Source organism: Actinomyces dentalis DSM 19115 (assembly GCF_000429225.1).
Classification (GTDB): domain Bacteria; phylum Actinomycetota; class Actinomycetes; order Actinomycetales; family Actinomycetaceae; genus Actinomyces; species Actinomyces dentalis.
Genome location: NZ_AUBL01000007.1, coordinates 25,265 through 49,189, shown reverse-complemented (window position 1 = coordinate 49,189; position 23,925 = coordinate 25,265). Strand labels below are relative to the sequence as shown.

Below are 23,925 nucleotides of genomic sequence, written 5' to 3'. Positions count from 1 at the left end.
CGGCGGGCTCAGGTCCAGTCGGAGCGGGGCCCGACCGGCCCGCCGTACCAGTCCTCGATGAGCATGCGCGCGATCGACGTGGGACCCGGCAGGACGATCCGGCCGGCGGCGACGGCCCGGGCGAGCTCGGCGCGCGAGAGCATGACGGCGTCGGTGACCTCGTCGCCGTCGGGGCGGGGCAGGCGCTCGCCGTCGGCCAGGCGGGCCCGGTAGCCGAGCATGAGGGAGCGGGGGAAGGGCCAGGGCTGGGTGGCCACGTGCTCGACGCGGGCGACCCGCAGGCCGGTCTCCTCGGCGACCTCCCGCACGACGGCGGCCTCGGCGCACTCCCCCGCCTCGACGAAGCCGGCCACGACGGAGTAGCGCCCCGCATCCCAGCGGGAGCCGTGGACCAGGAGGAGGCGGTCGGCGTCGTCGGTCACCGACATGATGACGGCCGGGTCCGTGCGCGGGAAGCTCAGCGCGGCGCAGCCGGTGCAGCGCCGCGCCCAGCCGGCCTGCACCGGCCGGGTGCGGGCGCCGCACCGGGGGCAGTGGCCGGCGCGGGCGTGCCAGGCGGCCAGGGCGACGGCGGGCGCGGCCAGGCCCGCGTCCCGGGCAGACAGGTCGGAGCCCACGGCCCGCAGGGCGGACAGCGGGTAGCGCTCCAGCAGCGCGGCCAGGTCGGTGCGGGGGCGGGCGGCGCCCTCGGCGTCGTCGGGCTCGGCGCCGGGGGCGTCCTCGGGCGGGACGACGACGGCGATCCAGGCGGGGCGCCGGTCGGAGGCGGGGCCGGGCGCCGGACCGGGACCGGGCGCCAGCGCCTCGCGCCCCAGGTAGCAGGTCAGCAGGCCGGTGACGTCCAGGTCGGCGGCGCTCAGCGGGGGCAAACCAGGGCGCGCCTGCGCGCCGGCGGGGAGGGCGGGCCCGTCCGCGGGCGCAATGGCGGGGGCCGGCGGGGTCAGGCCGTCGTCGGGCAGGTCGGGGTGGACAGCGGGGACGTCGAGGGCGACGCGCCCGCGGGCGTCGACCAGGACCAGGCGGGTGCCGCGGTCCGCGGCCAGTGCGGCGAGCAGCCCCGGCTCGCCGCGGCGGGCGGCGTCGCGGTCGATGGTGGTGCGCGACAGGGACCGTCGGCCGTAGTCGTCCTGCTGCCGGCGGCTCAGGGGGCGGGGGCGGGACGCCGGAGTGCTCATGCGCCCCACCCTAGGGCCGCGCGGCGCCGGAGCGCGCAGCGCCGATATCCTGGCGCCCCGGCCGGCCCCCGACGCGCACAAGGACGAATCGACCATGCCCACCTCCGAGCCCGCGGCACGCAGCTACCTCGACCACGCGGCCTGCGCGCCGGTGCGCCCCGAGGTGGCCGCCCAGATCACCCGGGACCTCGCCCGGGCCACGGCGGGCCGGGCCAACCCCGCCGCCCTGCACGCCTCCGGGCGCCGCGCGGGCGCCGCGCTCTGCGAGGCCAGGGCGCGCCTGGCCGCCGCCCTGGGCGTCGACCCCCACGAGGTCCTCTTCACCTCCGGGGGCACCGAGGCGGACGGCCTCGTCGTCGTCGGGCGGGTGCTGGCGGCCCGGGCGGCGGGGGTCGAGCGCCCGCACCTGGTCGTCTCCCCCGTCGAGCACCCGGCCGTGCTCGACTCGGCCCGCCGCGCCCGGGCCCTGGGGGCGGATCTGACCCTCCTGGACGTCGACGCCGCGGGCCGGGTGGCGCCCGGGGACGCGGGGCGGGCGGTGGAGCCGGGGCGCACGGCGCTGGTGAGCGTCATGACGGCGAACAACGAGACCGGGCTCGTCCAGGACGTGGCCGGGCTCGTCGCCGCGGTGCGCGGGCGCACCGGCCCGGCCCGCCCCGGCGATCCCGGCTGGGTGCCGGTCCACTCCGACGCGGTGGCGGCGGTGGGGCGGGTGGACGTGGACATGGGCGGGTGGGGCCTGGACGCCATGACGCTGTCGGGTCACAAGCTCGGGGCCCCGGTGGGCACCGGGGCGCTGGTGGTGCGCCGCGAGGTGGCGCTGACGGCGCCCACGGGCGGCGGCGGGCAGGAGCGCGGCATCAGGTCGGGCACGCAGGACGTCGTCGGCGCGCGGGCCCTGGCGCTGGCGGTGGAGCTGGCCGTCGCCGAGCGCGAGGCGCAGGCGGTGCGCCTGGAGGCGCTGCGCCGTCGGATCCTGACCGGTGCGACGGCGCTGCCGGGCGTGCACGCGACGCTGCCGGAGGGGGCGTCCCACCTGCCGGGGACGGCGCACCTGTGGTTCGAGGACGTCGACGCCCAGGCGCTGCTCATGGCACTGGACCTGGCCGGCATCGACGCCTCGGCGGGGTCTGCCTGCCACGCGGGGGTGTCCCGGCCCAGCGGGGTCCTGCTCGCCATGGGCTTCGCCGAGTCGGCGGCGCGCTCGACCCTGCGCTGCTCCATGGGACGCGAGACGACGGCGGCCGACGTCGAGCGTCTGCTGAGCGCGCTGCCGGGGGCGCTGGAGACGGCCCGGCGCGCGGCCAGGGCCGCGGGGGCGGGGTGAGCGGCGCCCCCGTTCACCGTTACCGGGCGGTGGTGGAGCCGCGCGAGAAGCTCAGGCGGCTCCTCATGAGGACCCAGGACAGGACGAGGAGGAGGCCGGCGTACACCGCGAGGACGACGAGCGCCGCGCACGGGGCGAGCCCGATCGCCCGACGGGTCGTCTCCTGGCCGACCCCGGCGGGCCAGGAGACCGCCCAGTTCAACGGCCCCGGCAGCCACTTGACGATCCTCATGACCGACGGGTCGGCGTTGCCGGCGGCGCTGATCGTCGGCTCGATGAAGATGGCGAAGGCGAGGACGCCGCCGATAACCGCCGTCTGATTGCGCACGAGCCACGCCAGCCCCGCGCCGATGGCGGACCACAGAACCCCGAGCGCCAGGATGCCGCCGTACATCGCGAGATGCCGCGGCGTCGCGAACCTCGACTCCTGGCCGTTGAGGGCGAATACGGCGCCCGAGGCGAGGTGGGCCAGAGTCGCGAAGACCGCGCCCAGGACACTGCCGGCGAGGGCCGCCGTCACGACGTCGGCCGCGAAGGCCCGGTCGCGCCCGCGCAGAATGACGATGGACCTGGCGATCTGCCCCGACCGGTACTCGGAGGTGACGATCAGGGACGCGACCGCGAGGGGAACGATGTACCCGACGCGGCCTCCGAAGGAGTACACGTAGCCGTACGAGACGTCCTCGACCTCGGTCCCGGCGTACCCGCTCGCCACCAGGTGAGTGATCACGCAGTCGAGCCCGAGGAGGACGACGACGAGCGCGCAGACGGCGAGGCGGAGCCGCCGATCCCGGTAGTGGAGCCGCGCCTGATAGACGATCGACCTCATCATCGCGGCGGCTCCCATCCCTCGGCCCCGCTCGTCTCGAACCGGTGGGACAGCCACGCGTACGCCGTCTGCAGGGACAGGGTCGCGCCGTCGACCGGCTCGAGACCCGGCTCGGCGCCGGACGCGCCGGAATCCGTCCTGGTTGCGGGGTCGACGACGATCCGGCGCCCGTCGTCATGGGCGAAGCGGTACTCCTGCGGGGGCGAGGCGCCGCCGGCCGCGCCGGAGGGGCCGGGTGCCAGTGCGCGCAGGCGCTGGGCCAGCAGCTCCCGCAGCCGCGAGAACTCCCCGTCGTAGAGCAGCCGCCCCTCCCGCAGGAATATGCACGCGTCGATGAACGACTCGACCTCCTGGAGGAGGTGCGAGGACAGGATGACGGTCTTGCCCCGCTCCTTCAGACCCCGCAGGACCGTCGAGAACCAGCGGATCCCCTCGGGGTCGAGCCCATTGAGGGGCTCGTCGAAGACCATGAGGTCGGCGTCCTCCACGAGCATGAGCGCGATCATCAACCGCTGCCGATTCCCCATCGACAGGTGCCTGACCCGCGTGCTCATGTAGGAGTCGATGCCGCAGGTGCGCGCAACGTCGCGCTCGACGCCGCTCCTGGCGACGACCCCCGCCGTGGCGGACAGGTAGTCGCCCACGGTGACGTCGCCCAGGAGCCCCGCGCTCTCCATGGAGGCGCTCACATTGTCCAGGGGGAACAGGGCGCGGCCCTCGGTGGGGCGCACGAGCCCGAGCAGCATGAGCAGCAGGGTCGTCTTCCCCGACCCGTTGGGCCCGAACAGCCCCACCACCGAGCCGTGCTCCACCCCCAGCGACAAGGGTCCGAGGACGAAACCCGGATATGACTTCTTCAGGCCCTCGCACAGGGCGACTGCGCGGCCGGAGGCCCTCACCTCTGACCGCTCGGCAGGTAGACCGACGCCCAGCACACGAGGGAGACGAGGGCGGAGATCCCCGCGAACATGGGGGACCCGGCGATCCACAGAACGGGGATGCCGATCAGTCCGCAGACCCCGCCCGCGGTCGCCGCTTTCCTATTCATGATCCACTCCTATACCGGCAGGGACTGAATCAAGTTGACGGATCAGACTATACCCGTGACATCGGACACAGGCAATGCCGGGGATCTCGGCGCCCCCGTTCACCGGGGGCGGCGGCTCACCGGGGGCGCTGGATCGTCGCCAGGGCGCGGTTGATGCGCCCCGGCCAGGCGGGCCCGTTGTAGATGAAGGCGGTGTAGGCCTGGAGGAGGTCGGCCCCGGCGTCGAGCATGAGCTCGGCGTCCATAATGGAGGAGATGCCGCCCACGCCGATAATGGTGGGCCCCTCCCCCAGCCGCGAGCGCAGGCGGCGGACCACCTCCAGCGAGCGCGGCAGCAGCGGGGCGCCGGACAGGCCGCCCTCCCCCAGGTCGTGGTCGACGGTCGTGTTGGTGGCCACGACCCCGTCCAGCCCCATCTTCAGGACGAGGTCGGCGACGGCGTCGATGTCCTCGTCGGCCAGGTCCGGGGCGATCTTGACCAGGAGGGGCACGTGGCGGTGGGCGGCGGCGTCGGCGGCCTCGCGCACGGCGGCCAGGATGGGTCGCAGCGCCTTGACGTTCTGCAGGTCGCGCAGGCCGGGGGTGTTGGGGCTGGAGACGTTGACGACGAGGTAGTCGACCCAGCGGGCGACCCGCGAGGCCGAGTAGCGGTAGTCCTCGACGGCGTCGTCCAGGGCGACGGCCTTGGTCTTGCCGATATTGGCTCCGACGACGATGCTGCGCCCGCGCACGGTGGAGCGCAGGGCGCGCAGGCGGCGGGCGGCCTCGTCGGCCCCGGAGTTGTTGAAGCCCATCCGGTTGCGCAGGGCGCGCGTGGCGGGGTGGCGCCACATGCGGGGCCTGTCGTTGCCGGGCTGGGGCCAGGCGGTGAAGGTGCCGACCTCGATGAAGCCGAAGCCGAGCATGTCCATGCCCTCGACGGCCTGCCCCTCCTTGTCCATGCCGGCCGCCAGTCCGAGCAGGCCGGGCACGGGCCGGGCGAAGGGGCCGCCCCGGTCGTCGCCGGGCACCGGGACGGCGGGGCGACGGCCCCACATCTGACGCACGGCGTCGCGCACCAGGGGGACTTTGCTCGTGACTTCGATGGCCTTCACGCAGATGTCGTGGATGACCTCGGGGTCGATCCTGGTGAAGACGGTCTTGTACATCAGGTCGTAGAGCACGCGCCCAACAGTACTCGGTCGCGGGTCGCCCCACCCGGCGGCGGCGCGCTGGGCGGCGTCGTCCGCGGCGCATCCGACGGCGCGCCGGGCGCCCCCCATCTGGCGATGCGCTGAACGGCCCCGCGGCGGCGCGCTCGATCACACCGGGCCGGCGGCACTACGCTGGGCGCATCACGTCCCTTCGACCCCATGAGGCCGACATGTCCTTCAACCGCGATATCAAGATCGATTCCAAGCGGGTGAGCACCCGCGGCGGCCGGGGCGCGCTGATCGGGGGCGGCTCGATCGTGGCCGTCATCGCCGTCCTCCTCGTCTCGCGCCTGACGGGGCTGGACCTCAGCGGCCTGCTCGGCTCGAGCGCGGGGTCGGCGGGCTCCTACGCGACGTCGTCGAATATCGACATGTCCGTGTGCGACGACGGCGCCTCGGCCAATGAGTACACCCAGTGCCGCATGGTGGCGGTGGCGGAGTCGCTGGACGCCGTGTGGGGCGAGCAGCTGCCCGCACAGGGGGGCGCCACCTACCAGAAGCCGGGGTTCGTGCTGTGGGACGGCGCCCGGGTGTCCACGGCCTGCGGGAACGCCTCCTCGGCGGTGGGGCCCTTCTACTGCCCGGGCGACTCGACGGTCTACCTGGACATGAGCTTCTTCTCGCAGATGGAGTCGACCCTGGGGGCGACGGACACCCCGCTGGCCGAGGAGTACATCGTCGCCCACGAGTTCGGCCACCACATTCAGAACCTGCTGGGCGTCATGAACCGCGCCGACCGGGCCGGGGCCGGCGCGACCTCGGACTCGGTGCGCGTGGAGCTGCAGGCGGACTGCTACGCCGGGGTGTGGGTCCACTACGCCGCGACGACGGCGGACCCCGACACGGGCACGCCCTTCCTCGTCGAGCCGACGCGGGAGGAGGTCCAGACGGCGCTCGACGCCGCCGCGGCCGTGGGCGACGACCACATCCAGCAGCGCTCGGGCAGCGGGGTCGACTCCGACACCTGGACGCACGGCTCGTCGGAGCAGCGGGTGCGGTGGTTCACCACGGGCATGGACTCCGGCTCGCTGGCGCAGTGCGACACCTTCGCGGTCTCCGGCTCCGAGCTGTAACTCGCGGAACCGGCGGAAAATCACGCGAGACCGGCGGATATGACTTGCGATTCGGTGCGTCGGGTGATCGACCGCCGCGCCCCTTCGCCCTCGCCGCGCCCGTCCACCCCAACATAATCCGACCCCATGTCCAACCCCTCGGCTTCTCCCCCGCCGCGCCCGTCCGCCCTCTACTACGCCCCTTCACCCTCCGCTGTACGGGAAAAAGGGGCGTAGCGGAGAGTGAAGGGGCGTAGCGGACGGAAAAGAGCGCAGCGGACGGATCCCGGGTCGGCGGCGTCACGACATGCGAGACGCCGTCCCGCCATGCAAGACGACCGGCGGGACGGGGGCGCCGGGCGCGCTCGTCGAGCGCCGCCGGCCCCGTCGCGGGGACGACCGGCGGGGCGGGGGTGCCCGAACCGGCCCGGCGCGCCGCCCCGGAGGGCCCCGCCGCCCTCATCCGGGTTCGCCGTCGCAGGGGCGCCGGCGCGGTGGTGCGCATGGGGCTCCTGGGACGACTCGGGGCGGGCAGTTGTCCAAATCTGTTGCAAAGGCGCCCCGGGCCGGGATCGGCCCCGAGAAGAAGCGCGGAATATCAACGATTCGCTTCCGGCACTTCGACGGGATCCGGGCCTTTGCAACAGATTTGGACAACCCGCGCCGCCGCGGGCCCCCGGGACGAGGACGCCACCCGTCTGACGGCGACCACGACGAGCACCCCGACGACCAGGCGGGCCCCTGACGACCGGACGGGGTCCGCCGGGACGTCACGCCCCCGGTCGGACGACGGCGACGCGATCCTCACGGTCGGATGGGGCCCACGGGAGCGCCGCCCGGCCCGCGAGGACGCGCGCCCCCGCCCCGCCCGTGCGCCCTGGGCCGCCCGTAGACGCGCCCCGCGACGCGCGAGATCGTCACTTGATCCGCGAGAACGTACCTCTAGCAGACGTGCTCGCGGGTCAAGTGACGATCTCGGCGGTTACCCGGCGATCTCGCGGGCAGCGGCGCCGGACCGGACGCCGGGTCACCGAGCCGCCCCGTCAGTCCGGTCGGATTCACCGGCTCCGCTTGCGTGCGACGTCGCGTCACACCTCAGGCTGCGGTCATGGCACCCGCACTCAGGAGGACACCATGACCGCAGCGACGACGGCAGCGACGGCACTCGTGATCGTCGAATCGCACTTCGGCAATACCCGCACCATCGCCCGGGCCGTCGCCGCCGGGCTGGCCGACGCCGGAGTGCGGGCCTCCGTCCTCGACGCCGACCGGGCCGGCGCCCCGCCCGCGGACCTCGACCTGCTCGTCCTGGGTGCCCCCACCCACAACCGGGGCCTGCCGACCGCCGGCAGCCGGGCGGCGGCACGCAGACAGGGGGCGACGGCGGCGGTCGGGGACGGAGGTGTGCGCGAGTGGCTGGCGACGGCGTCGATCCCGGCCCGCACCCGTGTGGCCATCTTCGACACGGTCACCGCGAGGAACTGGTTGAGCGGCTCGGCGGCCGGGGCGATCGCCAAGACGCTGCGGCGGGCGGGCCGGGGTGAGCCGGCCGTCAGGAGCTTCGTCGTCGACTCGAGCCGTGGCCCGCTGGCCGACGGCGAGGAGGCGGCCGCCCGCGCCTGGGGGCGCGAGTGGGCCGGCGCGCAGGTCGCGCAGACCGGCCAGGCTGGCCCGGGCGCCGGTCGGTGAGAGAAGAACGAACGGAAGGAGACGGACGATGAGCGCGAGGCGCGGAACGGGCGCGGACGAGAGCATGAGGAGCGGAGCGACCGGGAGCGGCACGACCATGGGCGGGAGGACCAGGAGCGGAACGGCCATGAGCGGTCGCGGCATCACCGGGATCTGCCTGGCGGTGTGCGGCGTCCTGACCGTGATCTGGGGAGGCGCGCAGGGGCCCGTCGACGTGATGAACCCCGATTTCATGTCCTTCGCCACCGGCGGGATGGTCCTGCTCGTGATCGGGGCGCTCCTGATCCCGGGGCTGCCGAGCGCCTGCACCATCGTCGCCGTCTGGGCGGCGGCGCTGACGTCGGTGGTCTACATCTTCGCCCTCCCGGACACGGAGGTGCTCGTGAAGCTGATCGGCGCCGTGCCGGTCGTCGGCCTCGCCGCCTGGCTGACCATCAGGGTCCGGAACTGACCCCTCGCCGAAACCGGAGGAAGTGACGCGCGAAACCGGCGGAAGTTGCGCGACCTGCGGTCGGTCGACCGGCTCCGCCCCCGTCGTTCTCCGCGAACGCGCAGGTTTCCACGCCGGGCCGCCGAGCGGGACGCCAGCCGGCGACCGTTCTCCGCGAACGCGCAGGTTTCCAGTCGAACGCGCATCTCCCGCCCGCGCGTTCGACTGGAAACCTGCGCGTTCGCGGAAGTCGGGAGAGGCCTTGCGGCGTCGCGGCGGGGCCAGTGGGGCCGGTGGAACCAGTGGGGCCGGCGGGACCCGGCAGTCAGCCGCCAGCGGGGCCGACAAAACCCGGCGGGACTCGGCCGCCGGCGGTCGGCCGCCAGCGGTCAGGAGTAGCGCCACTGGGCCATGTCGTCGTTGTAGACCTGCACGATCGTGGGGTGCAGGAGCGTGGAGGGCTCCATCGGGCTGGTCCGGGCGGGGTGGTCGAGCACGATGAAGCGCATCTCCTCCATGGTCTGGTACCTCAGGCCGCCCGGCAGGGGATGGGACAGGACCAGGTCCGGCGCCCTGGTCGACAGGACGAAGCCCCACTCCCCGAACGAGGGCACATTGACCGCGAACGGGAGGACCCGGCTGTCGGGCTGCCCCGCCGCGACAGTGCTGGCCACCGTGGAGAAGGCGCGGGGGGAGAAGAACGAGGATGTCGCCTGGGTGACCATGACCCCCTTCTCGCTCAGAAGGGCCTCCACCCGGCGGTAGAACTCGACGGAGTAGAGCTTGGCCGGTTTCTCGTTGGACGGGTCGACCAGGTCGATGAGCACGACGTCGTAGGTCCGCCCGCCCTCGGCGGTGAAGCCGAAGGCGTCCCGGTTGACCACGTGCACCCGCGGGTCGTTCAGGGATCCGCCGTTGAGCTCGACCAGGCGGGGGTTGGTCGCGGCCAGGTCGGTGACGGCCGGGTCGATGTCCACCACGGTGACCTGCTCGACGTCGGGGTAGCGCAGCACCTCCCGCGCCAGGAGCCCGTCCCCGCCGCCCAGGATGAGGATCCGGGCCGGGCGGTCCACCGAGGTCATGGCGGCGGCGGCGAGCGTCTCGTGGTAGCGGGCCTCGTCCAGGCTGGAGAATTGCAGCTGCCCGTTGAGGTACAGGCGCATGTCCCGGCCGTACTGGGTCAGGACGATCTTCTGGTACTGGCTCTGCTCGTAGTAGATGATCGGGTCGCCGTAGGTCCTGGCGTCGATGCCGCGCTCGAGGTGGCCGGCGCCGCAGAACAGCGCCATGAGCACCACGACCGCCGCCGCCCCGGCGGCCACCAGCCGGCGGGGCGCGTCGACGTGCCTGAGCACCACCATGGCCACGGCCACGTTGAGCGCCCCGACGAGGTAGGCGCCCCGCAGGAGCCCCAGCTGCGGCAGGAGCACGAGGGGGAAGATCAGCGAGGCGACGAGCGCGCCGAAGTAGTCCAGCGCCAGGACCCGGCTGAGCAGCTCGACGCTCGAGCCGCGGCCGAACTGGGCGAAGGTCTTGATCAGCAGCGGGATCTCCAGGCCGATGAGGATGCCGATGAGCAGGCTGACGGCGCTGAAGACCCACCAGTGGATGCGGGTGAGCCCGAAGGCGGCGTAGAGGATGAGGACCGAGTTGCCGCCCACCAGGCCCAGGAGGATCTCGTTGGCGGCGAAGACGGTGGCGGGGCGTCCGCGCAGGCGGCCGGCCAGCAGCGAGCCGACCCCCATGCCGAACAGCGTGATGCCGGTGGCCAGGCTGAAGCTGAGCACCGAGTCGCCGATGAGGTAGGAGGCCGCTGTGCCCAGGATGAGCTCGTAGATGAGCCCGCCGACGGCGACCAGGAGGGCCGCCGCGAACAGCGCGGTGCTCCGGCGGCGCCGGGCCCGGCCCGCGGGGCGCTCCTGCGCGGGGGGCGTCCGGCCCGCGGGGCGCCCCGGCTCCAGGGCCGGCTCGGAGGACTCGGGGGCCGGCTCGGTGGGCTCGGGAGACTCAGGAGACAATGGTCGCCGCGATGATGATGGCGATGGCGATGGCCGTGCCCGCGAAGGCCAGTCCGAGGCCGATGTTCTGGTCCTCGATGAGCTCGCGGCGCAGGTCGAGTTTGAAGATCGTGTTGATCGCCCAGGCGAAGACCATGAGCAGGAGCACCCCCAGGATCGCGTAGGCCACGGTGCCCGCCAGGGACAGCGCGTCCAGGCCGCTCGCCGCCCTCGGCCCCTCCGCCATGACCGCCAGTGCGTGCAGTGCGTGCATCATTCCTCCTGCGCTACTTGCCGACACCGCCGCCGCCCCCGCCGTAGACGGGGCGCACCACGCCGCCCGACCCGCCGCCGCCCGATCCGTCCGACCCGCTGCCGTCGGCGTGGTGGGCGATGGCGATGATGACGATCATGATCACCAGCATCACCATGACCCAGACGATGCCCGAGTTCACCGACTGGTCCGACCCCGACCCCGGCCGCGTCATCGGCGCCGCGGCTGCGATCGCCTTGCCGAACAGTCGGCGCTGCTCGGCGCGGCCGAGCCTGCGCTTGCGGTAGGACACGAGGTCGCGGTAGCCGTGGCTGTCGAAGGTGACCCGGCTCGTCGCGCCCCGGGCGTCGGTCAGCTCCACCTCGGCGTAGCCCATCTCCTCGCCCCGGGCGAGGCTGCAGCTGGTGGTGCCCGCCGTCTCGTGCAGCACCCCCGCGCCCAGCTCGACGACCCGGGCGGCGTAGACGTCGGTCCCGCTGGTCAGGGTCAGGATCTGGCCCGGGTGGAGCGAGCCGGGGTCGAGCTGCTCGACGAAGCGCAGCGGCTCGTAGAGGTAGACGCGCCCGTCGTAGTGGTCGAGCTCGACCCAGGTGTCGTAGTCGTCCATCCCCGACAGCTGCCACTCCTCCCAGAAGTAGTGCCTGCGGTCCTCGGGGTCCCACTCCTTGAACAGCAGGCACCCCGTGACGCTCAGCGGCCTGCCCTCGCCCCGCAGCTGCTCGCCGGGACTCAGCCGGGCGCGCATGCCGGCGCTCACACGACCACCGTCCCGCTGACGACCGTCCCGGCGCCCAGGTCCCCCTTGAGCAGGCGGGAGACGGACACGATCGTGTCCGCGGGCAGGTCCCGGCAGCTGGTCAGCGTGACGTGGGCGGTGCGCTCCTCGGGCCAGGTGTGGATGGCGATGTGCGACTCGGCCAGGACGAGGACGGCGCTGATGCCCTGGGGCTGGAAGCGGTGGTGGACGGAGGCCACCGGCGTGAGCGCCGCGGCGTCGGCGACCCGGCGCAGGGCCCGCTCAACGGCCTCCAGATCGTCCAGGGTGTCGCACTGAGCCCCGCTGAGCCTGAAACCCACGGAGCAGATACTCGCCGGTTGCACAGCGGAACCCTAGCAAAGACCGCCGACGGCGCGCCAATGCCGGCCCGCCGTCGTGCCGCCCGGAGCCGGGCGGCCGTCGGAGGCCGCCGGGCGCCGTCGTATACGGCCGGACGGGCCGGGCCGTCGGCATCCGGCCCGCGCCCGCCGGACGGGCCGGGCCGCGCGCTCAGACGTTGAAGCCCAGCGCCCGCAGCTGCTCGCGGCCCTCGGGGGTGATCTTGTCCGGCCCCCACGGGGGCAGCCACACCCACTGGATGCGGACCCTGTCGGCGATGAGGGCCAGGGCCTGCTGGGCCTGCTCCTCGATGAGGTCGGTCAGCGGGCAGGCGGCCGTCGTCAGCGTCATGTCCAGCACGATCGTGCCGTCGGGCTCGATGGTCACGCCGTAGAGCAGGCCGAGGTCGACGACGTTGATGCCCAGCTCGGGGTCGATGACGTCGCGCAGGGCCTCCTCGACGGCGGCCACGTCGAGGTCGGCGGCCGGGGCGGGCTCGTGCCGGGCGGCCATGGGGTTGGCCGCGGCGGGCGGCGGGGCGGTGTTCTCACTCATGGGGTCTCCTCGGGTCGGTCCGGGACGGACGGGGCGGCGCCGCCGGGCCCGGCGGCGGGCGGGGCGGGCCGGAGCGGGGACGGCCGGGGGCCGTCGTCGGCGGCGGGCGGGACGATGCCGTCGTCGGCGCCGGGCCCGCCGCCGTCGGGGGCGGGCGGGGCGGCGCCGGACTTGGCCAGGGCGTCCTTGAGGGCCATCCAGCCCAGCAGGGCGCACTTGACGCGGTTGGGGTACTTCGAGACGCCCTCGAAGGCGGCCCCGTCGTCCAACTCGTCGAGGACCGCCTCGTCCACGCCCCGCCCCCGCGAGTGCATGAGCGCGTCGAAGTCCTCCTCCAGGCGGGCGACCGCGGCCAGGTCGGCGCCGACGACGAGGTCGTGCATGACGGAGATGGAGGCCTGCGAGATGGAGCAGCCCTCCCCCTCCCAGCCGATGGCCGCGACGCGCCCGTCGACGACGCGCACCCCCAGGGTCACCTCGTCCCCGCAGGTCGGGTTGACCTGGTGGGACCGGCCGTCGGGGTCCTTCAGCGCGCCCGCCCCGTGGCGCTCGCGCGAGTGGTCGAGGATGACCTGCTGATAGAGCTGGTCGAGTTCGTTCATGCTCACCCCAGGAAGTAGGAGCGGACGGAGGCGACGGCCTGAAGGAAGCGGTCGACCTCCTCCGGCGTGGTCGTGGGTCCGAGGGAGACCCGGGAGGAGGCGTGGACGCCGAAGTGGGCGTGCAGCGGCTGGGCGCAGTGGTGCCCGGTGCGCACGGCGACCCCGGCGGCGTCCAGGACCTGGCCGACGTCGTGGGGGTGGACGCCCTCGAGGGTGAAGGCGACCACGCCCAGGCGCTCGTCGGCGCCGGTCGGGCCGAGCAGGCGCAGACCGTCGATCCCGGCCAGGCCCTCCAGGATCCGTTCGGTCAGCGCCGCCTCCCCCGCGCGGAGGCGGTCCATGCCCAGGCCCGACAGGTACTCCAGGGCCGTGCACCAGCCGGCGGCCTGGGCCAGGGGCTGGCTGCCGGCCTCGAAGCGGGCCGGGCCGCTCATGTAGGTCGAGGACTCCATGCGCACGACCTCGATCATGGAGCCGCCGGTGAGCACCGGGGGCATGGCCTGAAGCAGGTCCTCGGCGGCCACCAGCGCGCCGATGCCGGTGGGGCCCAGCATCTTGTGGCTGGACAGGACCATGGCGTCGACGCCCGCCGCGCTCAGGGCCGCGAAGTCCAGGGGCAGGTGGGCGGCGGACTGGCAGGTGTCGAGCACGACGAGGGCGCCGGCGGCCCGGGCGGCGGGCAGGATGCCGTCCAGGGGGGTGATGGCCCCGGTGACGTTGGAGGCGTGGGTCAGGGCCACCACGCGGGTGCGCCCGGTGATGACGTCGGCCGTGGCCGGGTCGATGCGCCCGTCCCCGGTCAGGTCCAGCCAGCGCAGTTCGGCGCCGGTGCGCGCGGCCAGCTCCTGCCAGGGCACGAGGTTGGCGTGGTGCTCGGCGCGGGTGACCACGATCCGGTCGCCCGGCGCGACGAGGAGGCGGCGGGAGGGGTCCGCGGCGTCGGCGATCGCCCCGCCGCGCCCGGCGGGGCGCCCCAGACTGGCGTGGCCGATGGCCAGCGCCACGAGGTTGATGGCCTCGGTGGCGTTCTTGGTGAACACGACCTGCTCGGCGCGGGCGCCCACGAAGGCGCCCACGCTCTGGCGGGCCCCGTCCCACACGGCGGTGGCCTCGTCGGCGATCTGGTAGGTGGAGCGCCCGGCCGCGCCGTTGCTGCGGCGCAGGAATTCGGCCTCGCGGGCGATGACCGCGGCGGGCTTCTGGCTGGTGGCGCCCCAGTCGAGGTAGGCCAGGGCCCGTCCGTTGCGCGCGGGCCGCTCCAGGTAGGGGAAGTCGGCGCGCACCGCGGCGACCTCGGCCGCGCTGAGCGGTCGGGCCGCGGGGTCGGGCTGGTGGGTCATGGCGGGCGCCTCCTGGTACGTGGTGGGCGGGTGGACGGCGGGTCGACGGCGCTGGGCGGCCGGCGGGGCCGACGGCGGGCGCCGGGCGCGCGCCGTCGGCCGGCCTCTCAGGACAGGAACCGGTCGTAGCCCTCCAGCTCCAGGCGCTCGGCCAGGTCGGGGCCGCCGGCCTCGGCGACGCGCCCGTCGACGAAGACGTGGACGAAGTCGGGCTTGATGTAGCGCAGGATGCGCGTGTAGTGGGTGATGAGGAGGAAGCCCGCCTCGGAGGAGTCGTGGAGGCGGTTGACGCCCTCGGAGACGATGCGCAGGGCGTCGATGTCCAGCCCGGAGTCGGTCTCGTCGAGCACGGCGAAGCGGGGCCGCAGCAGCTCCATCTGGAGGATCTCGAAGCGCTTCTTCTCGCCGCCGGAGAAGCCGGCGTTGACGTCGCGCTGGGCGAAGGAGGGGTCCATGCGCAGGTTCTTCATGGCCTCGTTGACCTGGCCGACCCACTGGCGGACCCTGGGGGCGTGCCCGTCGATGGCGGTCTTGGCGGTGCGCAGGAAGTTGGCGACGGTGACGCCGGGGACCTCCACGGGGTACTGCATGGCCAGGAACAGGCCCGCGCGGGCGCGCTCGTCCACGCTCAGCTCCAGCAGGTCGACGCCGTCGAGCAGGACCTCGCCGTCGGTGATCTCGTAGTCGGGGTGGCCGGCGATGGAGTAGGCCAGGGTCGACTTGCCCGAGCCGTTGGGGCCCATGATGGCGTGGACCTCGCCGGAGCCGACGGCGAGGTCGACGCCCTTGAGGATGGGCTTGGGGCCGTCGTTGGTGGCGACCTGGACGTGGAGGTTCTTGATCTGGAGGGTGCTCATGGATGCTCTTCTCTGGAAGGGTCTTCGTGGACGTGTGCGGGGCCGGCCCGCTCAGGGCCTCTCGGCCGCCTCGGCGCGGGCGGAGACGAGGCCGGTGAGCTCCAGCTCCTCCTCGATGGCGCCCATGAGCCGCTCCTGGACCTCGGGGACCCCGATCTCGGCGACGATCTCGTTGAAGAAGCCCAGGACCACCAGACGCCGGGCCTCGATCTCGGTGATGCCGCGGGCGCGCAGGTAGAACAGCTGCTCGTCGTCGAAGCGCCCGGTGGCGCTGGCGTGCCCGGCGCCCTCGATATTGCCGTTCTCGATCTCGAGGTTGGGCACGGAGTCGGCCTTGGCCCCCTCGGTGAGGACCAGGTTGCGGTTGAGCTCGTAGGTGTCGGTGCCGCGGGCGGCGTGGCCGATGAGGCAGTCGCCCACCCACACGGCGTGGGCGCCCTCGCCCTGGAGCGCCCCCTTGTAGGCCACGCGCGAGTAGCAGTGCGGCTCGGTGTGGGCCACGTAGGGGCGGTGCTCCTGGTGCTGGCCGGCGTCGGTGAAGTAGACGCCGAAGGCCTCGATGCGCCCGCCCTCGCCGGCGAAGCCCAGGTCGGAGCAGATGCGCACGTCCCCGCCGAGGCTGACCACGACGTGCTTGAGGGCGCCGCGCCCCTCCACCCGCGCCCGGTGGTTGGAGGCGTGGACGGCCTTCTCGTCCCAGCCCTGGACGGTGACCACGGTCAGCTCGGCGCCGTCGGCGACGACGATCTCGACCGTCTGGGTCAGGGCCGCGACCCCGGTGTGGTCCACGATGACCGTGCCCGCCGAGCCGGGCTCGGCCACGACGAGGATGTGGCCGGCCGCGGGCGCGGCGAAGCCGTCGGGCCCGGGGGCGTCGCGGCCGACGACGTCCACGCGCACCGCGCGCTCCGGGCGGGCCCCGGCCCGCAGCGTCAGGGCGGTGGCCGCGTCGAAGGCGTTCCAGGCGACGACGCCGGTGCGGTCGATGGGCGCCCCGACGGCGCCCAGCCGGGGGCTGGTGCGATCCAGGGCCTCGACGTCGACGCCCTCGGGCGCGTCCACCGTCACGGCCACGCGGGCGGCGGCGGTCCCGGCGCGCACGGCGTCGAGGTCGAACAGGGGCCGGAAGCGCCTCATGGGGGTGAAGCGCCACTCCTCCTCGCGTCCGGCCGGGACGGGGATGTCCGCGGGGTCGAAGGAGGTGGGGCGGTCCGCCCGGGAGGAGACGTAGGCGCGGCGGGCCCCGTGGGAGTGGGCGCCCTCGAGCGTCGCGCTCGAATGGTCGGTGGAGAGGTCAGGCATATGGGGGTTCTCCTTGACCGGCCTCCGGCCGGTGGTGTCGGATGTGGATCGGATGACTGGGCCCGCCGGCAACTCGGGCCGGTGCGGCGGATGGTCCGGTGCGGCGGGTCAGCCGACCGAGTTCTCCATCTGCAGCTCGATGAGCCGGTTGAGCTCCAGGGCGTACTCCATGGGCAGCTCGCGGGCGATGGGCTCGACGAAGCCGCGCACGATGGTGGCCATGGCCTCGGTCTCGGTCAGGCCCCGCTGCATGAGGTAGAAGAGCTGGTCGGCGCTCACCTTGGACACGGTGGCCTCGTGGCCCATCTCGACGTCGTCGGTGCGCACGTCCACGTAGGGGTAGGTGTCCGAGCGCGAGATCTCGTCGACCAGCAGGGCGTCGCACAGCACGTTGGACTTGGAGTGGCGCGCGTTCTTCATGATCTGCACCAGCCCGCGGTAGCCCGAGCGCCCCCCGCCGCGCGAGATCGACTTGGAGACGATGTGGCTGGAGGTGTGGGGCGCCATGTGGATCATCTTGGCGCCGGTGTCCTGGTGCTGGCCCTCGCCGGCGAAGGCGATGGACAGGGCCTCGCCGCGGGCGTGGGGGCCCATGAGGAAGACCGCCGGGTACTTCATGTTGCGCTTGGAGCCGATATTGCCGTCGACCCACTCCATGGTGGCGCCCTCGGCGCAGGTGGCCCGCTGGGTCACCAGGTTGTAGACGTTGTTGGACCAGTTCTGGATGGTCGTGTAGCGCACGCGGGCGTTCTTCTTGACGATGATCTCCACGATGGCCGCGTGCAGGGAGTCCGTGGAGTAGATGGGGGCGGTGCAGCCCTCGACGTAGTGCACGTAGGAGCCCTCGTCGGCGATGATGAGCGTGCGCTCGAACTGGCCCATGTTCTCGGTGTTGATGCGGAAGTAGGCCTGGAGCGGGATCTCGACGTGGACGCCGGGGGGCACGTAGATGAAGGAGCCGCCGGACCACACGGCCGTGTTGAGGGCGGCGAACTTGTTGTCGCCGGCGGGGATGATGGAGCCGAAGTACTCGCGCACGAGATCGGGCTGCTCCCTCAGGGCGGTGTCGGTGTCCAGGAAGATGACGCCCTGCTCGGTGAGGTCCTCGCGGATCTGCTCGTAGACGACCTCCGACTCGTACTGGGCGGCGACCCCGGACACGAGGCGCTCGCGCTCGGCCTCGGGGATGCCGATGCGGTCGTAGGTGTTCTTGATGTCCTCGGGCAGGTCGTCCCAGGACGCGGCGGGCCGGTCCGTGGAGCGCACGAAGTACTTGACCGCGTCCATGTCGAGGTCGGACAGGTCGATGCCCCAGGTGGGCATGGGCTTGCGCATGAAGATCTCGTAGGCCTTGAGGCGCTTGGCGAGCATCCACTCCGGTTCGCCCTTGAGCGCCGAGATCTCCCGCACGACGCTCTCGTCCAGGCCGCGTCTGGCGTTGGCGCCGGCCTCGTCGGAGTCGCGCCAGCCGAAGTCGTAGGTCGTCGAGATCGAGTCGATGATCTCGTCGTCGCTGACGCGGGGCGCATCGGTGGCTGGTGTCATCGGGTTCCTTCCGTTCGCTGGGCCCGGGCCCTGCGGGTGTGGGCCGCCGCCGCCCGCACGGCGCGCTTGCGCAGGGCGGGCATGGCGATGGGGACATGGGTGGTGCACACGTGGTCGCCCCCGGCCAGGGTGGCCAGGCGCTGCACGGGCACGCCGATGAGGCGGGCGAAGGCCTGCGTCTCGGCGTCGCACAGCTCGGTGAACTGCCCGGCGACGTCGCGCACGGGGCAGTGCCCCTGGCACAGCTGGACGGCGAAGGTGCCGTCGCCGACGTCGCGCACGGTGGCGGCGTAGCCGTCGAGGGTCAGGGCGTCGGCCAGGGCGCGGGCCCGGTCCGAGGGGTCCTTGCCGGCGGCCTCGACGACGGGCATGTAGCGCCGCTCCAGGTCGCGCCCGCGCACGGCGGCGAAGGAGTCGATGGCCTTGTCCCCGGCGACCTGCTGGAGGTAGCCCAGGGCCCGCTTGGCGATGTCGGAGTAGCCCTCGGCGAAGGTGGTGCGGGCCTCGGGCGTGGCCACGTAGTGCCTGGCGGGCCGGCCCCGCCCCCGCTTGCCGGTGCCGGCCGGAGTGCGCACGACGATCTCACCGGATCCCTCCAGGGCGGTGATGTGCCGACGCACGGCGGCGGGCGTCAGCGAGAGTATCTTGGCGAGCTGGGCCGCGGAGACGGGCCCCTTCTCGGCGATGAGGTCGAGGACGCGTGCACGGGTCGAGTCGTCGTCTGTCTGGATCATGACTGCCCCTTCCTGCTCCCGATGCGCCGGGCGCATGTCCGGCGCGCACGTCATGGGGCGAGCGCGCCCCGTCCGGACCGCTCCCCTCGACCGATTTTAACTAAGATCATCGTTCCGAAATTCAACGCCGGCAAGTTCAAGACGGGCTGTCGGAACGTGGGATCCGGCACGCTTCGCAGTCACAGGCAGCACCTATGAGGCGCAGACGACAATCGCGGTGGCGGCTATGAGGGCGGTGCCCGCCCGTCACGACGGCGCCGCCCGCCCCGGAGGCGCCGGGCGGGCCGCTCAGGCCCGGGCGGGCCTGAAGGCCGCGTTGGAGAAGACGGCGCAGCCCCCGTGGGCGTACAGGCGCACGAGAGCGTCGTCGGCCTCGAAGTGCACCTGCTGGGAGAGGACGGCGCCCCCGTCGTCGACGAACACCTCGACGCTCTGCATGTCCACCTCGATGCGCAGGCGCACCCGGCGGGCGGCGGGGTCGATGGGCGCCTCCGCCCGCCAGTAGGGCAGGAAGGAGCAGTCAGCGCGGTCCGAGGGGCCCCGGTCGACGTAGACCCGGCCGTCGCGAACGCCGATATCGGTGCGCCGCGCGTCGTCGGGGGTGCAGCCCACCGAGACCCCGACGTCGTCGGCGGCGTCCCACTCGATGTCCACCTCGAGCTCGTAGGCGCGCCCCGACCAGGGCGCCTCCCACCGGCCCGAGACCTCCTGGCGCTTCAGGGTGCGCGGCTCGCCGAGCGCGTCGCGCAGCGCGGGCACCGGCTCGCTCAGCAGCGAGTAGCGCCCGTCGGGCCGGTGCGCGAGCCGGATGCGGCGCACCACGGACATCTGGCCGTTGTAGCCGTCCGTGGCATCGGTGGGCGCGTCGCGGGCCGCGTACTTCCAGTTGTTCATCCAGCCGATGGCGCAGCGCACGCGCTCGGGGTCCTGGGCGCTGGGCCAGGTCACGGCCGAGTACCAGTCCCAGCCCCAGTCGAGCCACTGCGGCGCGGGGTCGTGCGCCGTGAAGCGGGCGCCGTCCCACCGCCCCACCCAGTAGGCGTACGTCATGGGCAGCCCCGAGGCGCTGCCGTCCATGCTCGCGGCGATGACCCAGTGCTCGCCGCCGTCGTCGGCGGTGATGCGGAACAGGTCGGGGCACTCCATGCCGCCCAGGTCCGCCGCCCCGTCCACGAGGTAGTCGAAGTTCGAGGCCCAGGACCACTCCAGGAGGTCGCCGGACACGTAGACGGACAGGTACTTCCTCCTGCCGATCACGCAGACCCACTGCGAGCGCTCCGGGTCCCGCACGACCTTGGGGTCGCGGAACCACTCGGCGTTGCCGATCTGCTCGGGCGTGACGGCGCCGTCTGCGTCGGGGTTGGCGATGACCGGGTCGGGGCGGGCGGTGAAGCTCTCGCCGTCGCGCGACCAGTACAGGTACTGCTCCTGGTGGCGCGCCTCGCCCCCGGTGGGCCGCGTGGCCAGGACGACGAGCGCGCCCGCCCCGAAGCCGGCGGTGTTCTCCTCGTCGACGACGGCGGACCCGGTCCACACCGGCACGCCGTCCTGCATGGGGATGGCGACCCGGTTGCCGCTGAAGGCGACCAGGTCCTCGGTGGTGCACACGTCCCAGCCGCCGGGGCCGGCATTGGTCCGGGCGTGCAGGTAGTACAGGTGCGTTCTGCCGTTGAGGACGACGGGGCGCTGCCCGTCGCACAGCCAGCCGCTCGGCGGGGTCATGTGGAAGCGCGCGCGCAGGCTCTCCCCGGCCCGCGTCCGCGGGCGCGCGGGGCCGCACGCGCCCAGCGCTCCCGCGGCGCCCAGGCCGGCCAGCGCGGCCACGACGGAGCGGCGCGGGACCCCCGGCCGCCCCTGCGGGCCCGGCCGCTGAGACGGGCCCCGCGGCTCCGGCGATTCCGGTGAGTGCGGCATGCGCTTCCCCCCTTGAGCCCCCGCTCGGACGGCGATGGTCATCGCGCCCGGGGGGCGCCCGGCGCGCCCTCGGGGGCGGGCTCCCGCGGGGCCCGGGCGGGCGGGCGCCCCGGGGCGGCCACCGAGGCGCGCGCCACCGGCGGGCAGTCCAGCTCGAGCCGTCCGCCGGCGGGGACGTCCTGGCACCCCAGGAGCACCCGCACGCCCGCCGCGCCGAGCTCGTAGTGGGGCAGCGCCACGGTCGACAGGGGCGGATGGAGGTGGGCGGCGATGACCTCCTGGTTGTCGAAGCCGACGACCGACATCCCGCCGGGCACGTCCACGCCCCGGTCCCGCAGGGCGTCGTACAGGCCCATGGCCACGCGGTCGTTGTGGCAGCACACCCCCGTGGCCCCCGTGGCCAGCACCGCGTCCGCGCAGGCGAAGCCGCCCTCCTGGTCGGGGCGGGCGTCCAGGACCAGCGCCGGATCGAATTCCACCGAGGCCTCCTGCAGGGCCCGCCGGTAGCCGGCCAGGCGGCCCGTCCTGGCCGGCGAGCGGGAGGTGGTGTTGACCAGGGCGATGCGGCGGTGCCCGGCGTCCAGGAGCATCCGGGCGGCCCGCCGCCCGCCGGCGAACTCGTCGGGGACCACGGCGGGATCCGGGGCGGTCGCGTCGAAGCAGTTGACCAGGACGCCGGGCGCCTCGCCCAGCAGGGGCGGCACCCTCACCTCGTGGTGGTACCAGCGCGAGTAGAGGATCCCGCGCACGTTGTACTGGAGCATCATGGAGATCGCCCGCTCCTCGGCGCGCGCGTTGCCCTCCGTGTTGGTCACCAGCAGGACGTGCCCGCGCGCCCAGGCCTCCTCCTGGGCGCCGTGGACGATCTGCCCGGCGAAGGGCGTGGAGGCGATGGAGTCGGCGACCAGGCCGATGAAGGGGCTGCCTCCCTGGACCAGGGTCTTGGCCATGGCGTTGGGGCGGTAGCCCAGCTCCTCGACGGCGGCCAGGACCCGGCGCCGGGCGTCCTGGCCGATGCGGGCCCCGGGCTTGCGATTGACCACGTGCGAGACGGTGGTCACCGACACCCCGGCCCGCCGCGCCACCTCCTTCATGGTCGCCCGGGACTCCCCCTCAGGTCGTTTGCGCACCGGACCTCACCCCTTCGTCGAGCCGCTCTCCAGACCGTAGATCATCGCCTTGTTGAGCGCCAGGAAGACCAGCAGGAGCGGGGTCACCGTGACGGTGACCGCGGCGAAGGTGGCGGTCCAGTCGGTCTTGCCCATGTTCCCGATGTAGTTCTGCAGGCCCAGCGGGATGGTCTTGAGGCCCTCGGTCAGGACGAAGGTGTTGGCGAAGACGAACTCGTTCCAGATGAAGATCGCGTTGACCATGACGACGGTGATGACCGTGTTGAGCGACATGGGCATGGTGATCCGCATGAAGATGCGGTAGGGGCCGGCGCCGTCGAGGCAGGCGGCCTCGTAGATCTCCCGGGGGATGTAGCTGAAGAAGGACAGGAACAGGAACAGGGACATGGGCAGGGCGAAGCCGGCCAGCGGGATGATGATGGCCAGGCGGGTGTCCAGCAGCCCGATCTGGGAGTAGTCGATGAACAGGGGCACCAGGGCGATCTGCACGGGCACGACGATGCCCATGAGGAAGACGCCGCGCACGATCCCGGCGCCGGCGAATCCGAGGACCTGGATGGCGTAGGCGCCCGTCATGCCGCAGATCACGATGAGGGCGCACGCCCCGGCCGTGACGATCGCGCTGTTGAGGATGTAGGCGGGGATGTCGCCCTGCGCGAAGGCCCTGACGAAGTTGTCCGGGGTGAAGGAGGAGGGCGGGGCGAAGGGGCTGCCCGCCGCGAAGTCCTCCGGGGAGCGCACCGAGGTCAGGACGAGCCACACGAAGGGGTAGACCTGGATGAGCAGGACGAGGGCGAGCAGCGCCCGGTGGACGAGCCGGGCCGTGCGCAGGCGCCTCCTGCGCGCCGCGGGGGCCGGGGTCGGGCCCGGCGCGAGGATGGGCCGGGCGGTGGCGGTGGTGGTCATGATCAGTCGTTCCCCCTGCGCAGCAGTCCGAAGATGAGCGCCACGGCGATGAGGCACTCGATGACGATGAAGACCGCGATGGCCGAGGCGTAGCCGTAGTTCGTGCTGACGAACGCGGTCTTGTACATGTACGTGGTCACGAGCTCGGAGGACTGCCCGGGCCCGCCGTTGGTCAGCAGGTAGGGGACGTCGAAGCCCCGCAGCCCGTAGGTGACCGCCATGACCATGGTGGTGGCCCACACCGGTCGGATGTGGGGGAAGCGGATCCTGGTGAAGATCTGCCAGGCGTTGGCCCCGTCCAGGGCGGCCGCCTCCTCCAGCTCGCGCGGCACCGACAGCAGGGCCGCGTACAGGATGATCGTGTACAGGCCCAGGAACCTCCATCCCTCCGGGATCGAGACCGCCGCCAGGACCGTGCGGATGTCCGACAGCCACGCCCGGCCGAGCCCGTCGAGTCCGACCAGGTCCAGGACGCCGTTGACCAGCCCCGGCGGGTCGAGGGAGTAGATCCTCTGGAAGAGCAGCGCGATCGCCGTCGTCGACACGACCGCCGGCATGAGGTAGAGGACCTTGAGCGCCTCGCGCCCGCGGGTGATGGTCAGCAGCAGGCAGGCGATGCCCAGCCCGGCGCCCATCTGGATGACCACGCAGATGACCAGGTACAGGAGCTGGTTGACGAAGGCCCTCCAGAAGGTGGGGTCGGCGGTGAGCATTCTGGTGTAGTTGCCCAGGCCGACGAACTGCATGTCGGTGATCCCGTCCCACCTGAACAGGCTCAGGACGAGGGACTGGGCGATGGGCAGCAGGACCCCGCCGCCGAACAGGACGACCGGCGGGAGCAGGAAGAGCAGGACGGAGAGTCGGGAGCGGTGCGGGAGCATGAGTGCCTTCTCCAGGTGTGGGGGCGGGGCGGGGCCGGCCGGGGCGGGC

The 23,925-nt window shown here is 73.3% G+C and carries 24 protein-coding genes; 4 read left to right on the top strand and 20 right to left on the bottom strand.

The features are described from left to right. Nucleotides 1-8: 8 nt before the first annotated feature. Nucleotides 9-1,175: an NAD(+) diphosphatase gene (nudC, locus tag G446_RS0102925; RefSeq protein WP_051285598.1), complete on the bottom strand. Its 1,167-nt coding sequence runs from the start codon at nt 1,173-1,175 to the stop codon at nt 9-11. A 94-nt stretch (nt 1,176-1,269) separates the two neighbouring features. Between nudC and G446_RS0102920 the strand changes: the two genes are divergently transcribed. Beyond that, a complete protein-coding gene (locus G446_RS0102920) occupies nt 1,270-2,502 on the top strand; it encodes a cysteine desulfurase family protein (protein WP_026409014.1) in 1,233 nt (410 codons plus the stop codon). A gap of 19 nt (nt 2,503-2,521) precedes the next feature. Here the strand turns inward: G446_RS0102920 and G446_RS18595 are convergent, their stop codons facing one another. The 4 genes from G446_RS18595 to G446_RS0102900 all read right to left on the bottom strand — a co-directional run bounded on the left by G446_RS18595 (nt 2,522) and on the right by G446_RS0102900 (nt 5,542). After that, entirely contained in the window at nt 2,522-3,334 is an 813-nt protein-coding gene (locus G446_RS18595; protein ID WP_156916490.1) for an ABC transporter permease, read from the bottom strand. Beyond that, entirely contained in the window at nt 3,331-4,230 is a 900-nt protein-coding gene (locus G446_RS15575; protein WP_156916489.1) for an ATP-binding cassette domain-containing protein, read from the bottom strand. The genes G446_RS18595 and G446_RS15575 overlap by 4 nt, the downstream gene beginning before the upstream one ends. Then, nucleotides 4,227-4,379: a hypothetical protein gene (locus tag G446_RS19745; protein ID WP_156916488.1), complete on the bottom strand. Its 153-nt coding sequence runs from the start codon at nt 4,377-4,379 to the stop codon at nt 4,227-4,229. The genes G446_RS15575 and G446_RS19745 overlap by 4 nt, the downstream gene beginning before the upstream one ends. Before the next feature lie 116 nt (nt 4,380-4,495). After that, nucleotides 4,496-5,542 carry a quinone-dependent dihydroorotate dehydrogenase gene (locus G446_RS0102900; RefSeq protein WP_026409013.1) on the bottom strand — a complete coding sequence of 349 codons (1,047 nt, stop codon included), beginning with the start codon at nt 5,540-5,542 and terminating at the stop codon, nt 4,496-4,498. Nucleotides 5,543-5,742: 200 nt separating this feature from the next. Between G446_RS0102900 and ypfJ the strand changes: the two genes are divergently transcribed. The 3 genes from ypfJ (at nt 5,743) to G446_RS0102885 (ending at nt 8,764) form a co-directional block, all read left to right on the top strand. Beyond that, nucleotides 5,743-6,645, top strand: coding sequence for a KPN_02809 family neutral zinc metallopeptidase (ypfJ, locus tag G446_RS0102895; RefSeq protein ID WP_026409012.1), 903 nt, complete (start codon nt 5,743-5,745; stop codon nt 6,643-6,645). Nucleotides 6,646-7,758: 1,113 nt separating this feature from the next. Next, nucleotides 7,759-8,313, top strand: a complete 555-nt coding sequence (locus G446_RS0102890) for a flavodoxin family protein (RefSeq protein WP_026409011.1) — start codon at nt 7,759-7,761, stop codon at nt 8,311-8,313. A 28-nt stretch (nt 8,314-8,341) separates the two neighbouring features. Next, nucleotides 8,342-8,764, top strand: coding sequence for a hypothetical protein (locus G446_RS0102885; RefSeq protein WP_245574560.1), 423 nt, complete (start codon nt 8,342-8,344; stop codon nt 8,762-8,764). A 368-nt stretch (nt 8,765-9,132) separates the two neighbouring features. Here the strand turns inward: G446_RS0102885 and G446_RS0102880 are convergent, their stop codons facing one another. The 15 genes from G446_RS0102880 to G446_RS0102810 all read right to left on the bottom strand — a co-directional run bounded on the left by G446_RS0102880 (nt 9,133) and on the right by G446_RS0102810 (nt 23,876). Further along, nucleotides 9,133-10,761 (bottom strand): polyamine aminopropyltransferase, encoded by a 1,629-nt coding sequence (locus tag G446_RS0102880; RefSeq protein ID WP_245574559.1) that lies wholly within the window; start codon nt 10,759-10,761, stop codon nt 9,133-9,135. Further along, entirely contained in the window at nt 10,751-10,987 is a 237-nt protein-coding gene (locus G446_RS0102875) for a DUF350 domain-containing protein (RefSeq protein ID WP_034468881.1), read from the bottom strand. Before G446_RS0102875 ends, G446_RS0102880 begins: the two co-directional genes overlap by 11 nt. A gap of 40 nt (nt 10,988-11,027) precedes the next feature. Further along, nucleotides 11,028-11,771 carry a hypothetical protein gene (locus G446_RS0102870; RefSeq protein WP_026409007.1) on the bottom strand — a complete coding sequence of 248 codons (744 nt, stop codon included), beginning with the start codon at nt 11,769-11,771 and terminating at the stop codon, nt 11,028-11,030. Next, nucleotides 11,768-12,091: an S-adenosylmethionine decarboxylase family protein gene (locus G446_RS0102865; RefSeq protein WP_026409006.1), complete on the bottom strand. Its 324-nt coding sequence runs from the start codon at nt 12,089-12,091 to the stop codon at nt 11,768-11,770. The genes G446_RS0102870 and G446_RS0102865 overlap by 4 nt, the downstream gene beginning before the upstream one ends. Before the next feature lie 190 nt (nt 12,092-12,281). Further along, a complete protein-coding gene (locus G446_RS0102860) occupies nt 12,282-12,665 on the bottom strand; it encodes a metal-sulfur cluster assembly factor (protein ID WP_026409005.1) in 384 nt (127 codons plus the stop codon). Beyond that, the gene (sufU, locus tag G446_RS15570) at nt 12,662-13,267 is read right to left on the bottom strand and encodes a Fe-S cluster assembly sulfur transfer protein SufU (protein ID WP_156916496.1); all 606 of its coding nucleotides are present in this window, start codon (nt 13,265-13,267) and stop codon (nt 12,662-12,664) included. The genes G446_RS0102860 and sufU overlap by 4 nt, the downstream gene beginning before the upstream one ends. A 2-nt stretch (nt 13,268-13,269) precedes the next feature. Continuing rightward, entirely contained in the window at nt 13,270-14,607 is a 1,338-nt protein-coding gene (locus G446_RS0102850; protein WP_026409004.1) for an aminotransferase class V-fold PLP-dependent enzyme, read from the bottom strand. Nucleotides 14,608-14,714: 107 nt separating this feature from the next. Then, nucleotides 14,715-15,464, bottom strand: coding sequence for a Fe-S cluster assembly ATPase SufC (sufC, locus tag G446_RS0102845; protein ID WP_026409003.1), 750 nt, complete (start codon nt 15,462-15,464; stop codon nt 14,715-14,717). A 51-nt stretch (nt 15,465-15,515) separates the two neighbouring features. Beyond that, nucleotides 15,516-16,766 carry a SufB/SufD family protein gene (locus G446_RS0102840; protein WP_026409002.1) on the bottom strand — a complete coding sequence of 417 codons (1,251 nt, stop codon included), beginning with the start codon at nt 16,764-16,766 and terminating at the stop codon, nt 15,516-15,518. A 108-nt stretch (nt 16,767-16,874) separates the two neighbouring features. Next, complete coding sequence (gene sufB / locus G446_RS0102835) at nt 16,875-18,311, bottom strand: Fe-S cluster assembly protein SufB (protein WP_026409001.1); 1,437 nt, start codon at nt 18,309-18,311, stop codon at nt 16,875-16,877. Beyond that, nucleotides 18,308-19,045: a helix-turn-helix transcriptional regulator gene (locus G446_RS0102830; RefSeq protein ID WP_026409000.1), complete on the bottom strand. Its 738-nt coding sequence runs from the start codon at nt 19,043-19,045 to the stop codon at nt 18,308-18,310. Before G446_RS0102830 ends, sufB begins: the two co-directional genes overlap by 4 nt. Before the next feature lie 288 nt (nt 19,046-19,333). Continuing rightward, nucleotides 19,334-20,959 (bottom strand): glycoside hydrolase family 32 protein, encoded by a 1,626-nt coding sequence (locus G446_RS0102825; RefSeq protein WP_084778913.1) that lies wholly within the window; start codon nt 20,957-20,959, stop codon nt 19,334-19,336. Between the two features lie 38 nt (nt 20,960-20,997). Continuing rightward, nucleotides 20,998-22,089, bottom strand: coding sequence for a LacI family DNA-binding transcriptional regulator (locus G446_RS15565; protein WP_245574557.1), 1,092 nt, complete (start codon nt 22,087-22,089; stop codon nt 20,998-21,000). 6 nt (nt 22,090-22,095) lie between these two features. Continuing rightward, nucleotides 22,096-22,995 (bottom strand): carbohydrate ABC transporter permease, encoded by a 900-nt coding sequence (locus G446_RS0102815; protein WP_051285595.1) that lies wholly within the window; start codon nt 22,993-22,995, stop codon nt 22,096-22,098. A gap of 2 nt (nt 22,996-22,997) precedes the next feature. Next, nucleotides 22,998-23,876 carry a carbohydrate ABC transporter permease gene (locus tag G446_RS0102810; RefSeq protein WP_026408997.1) on the bottom strand — a complete coding sequence of 293 codons (879 nt, stop codon included), beginning with the start codon at nt 23,874-23,876 and terminating at the stop codon, nt 22,998-23,000. Between the last annotated feature and the right edge of the window lie 49 nt (nt 23,877-23,925).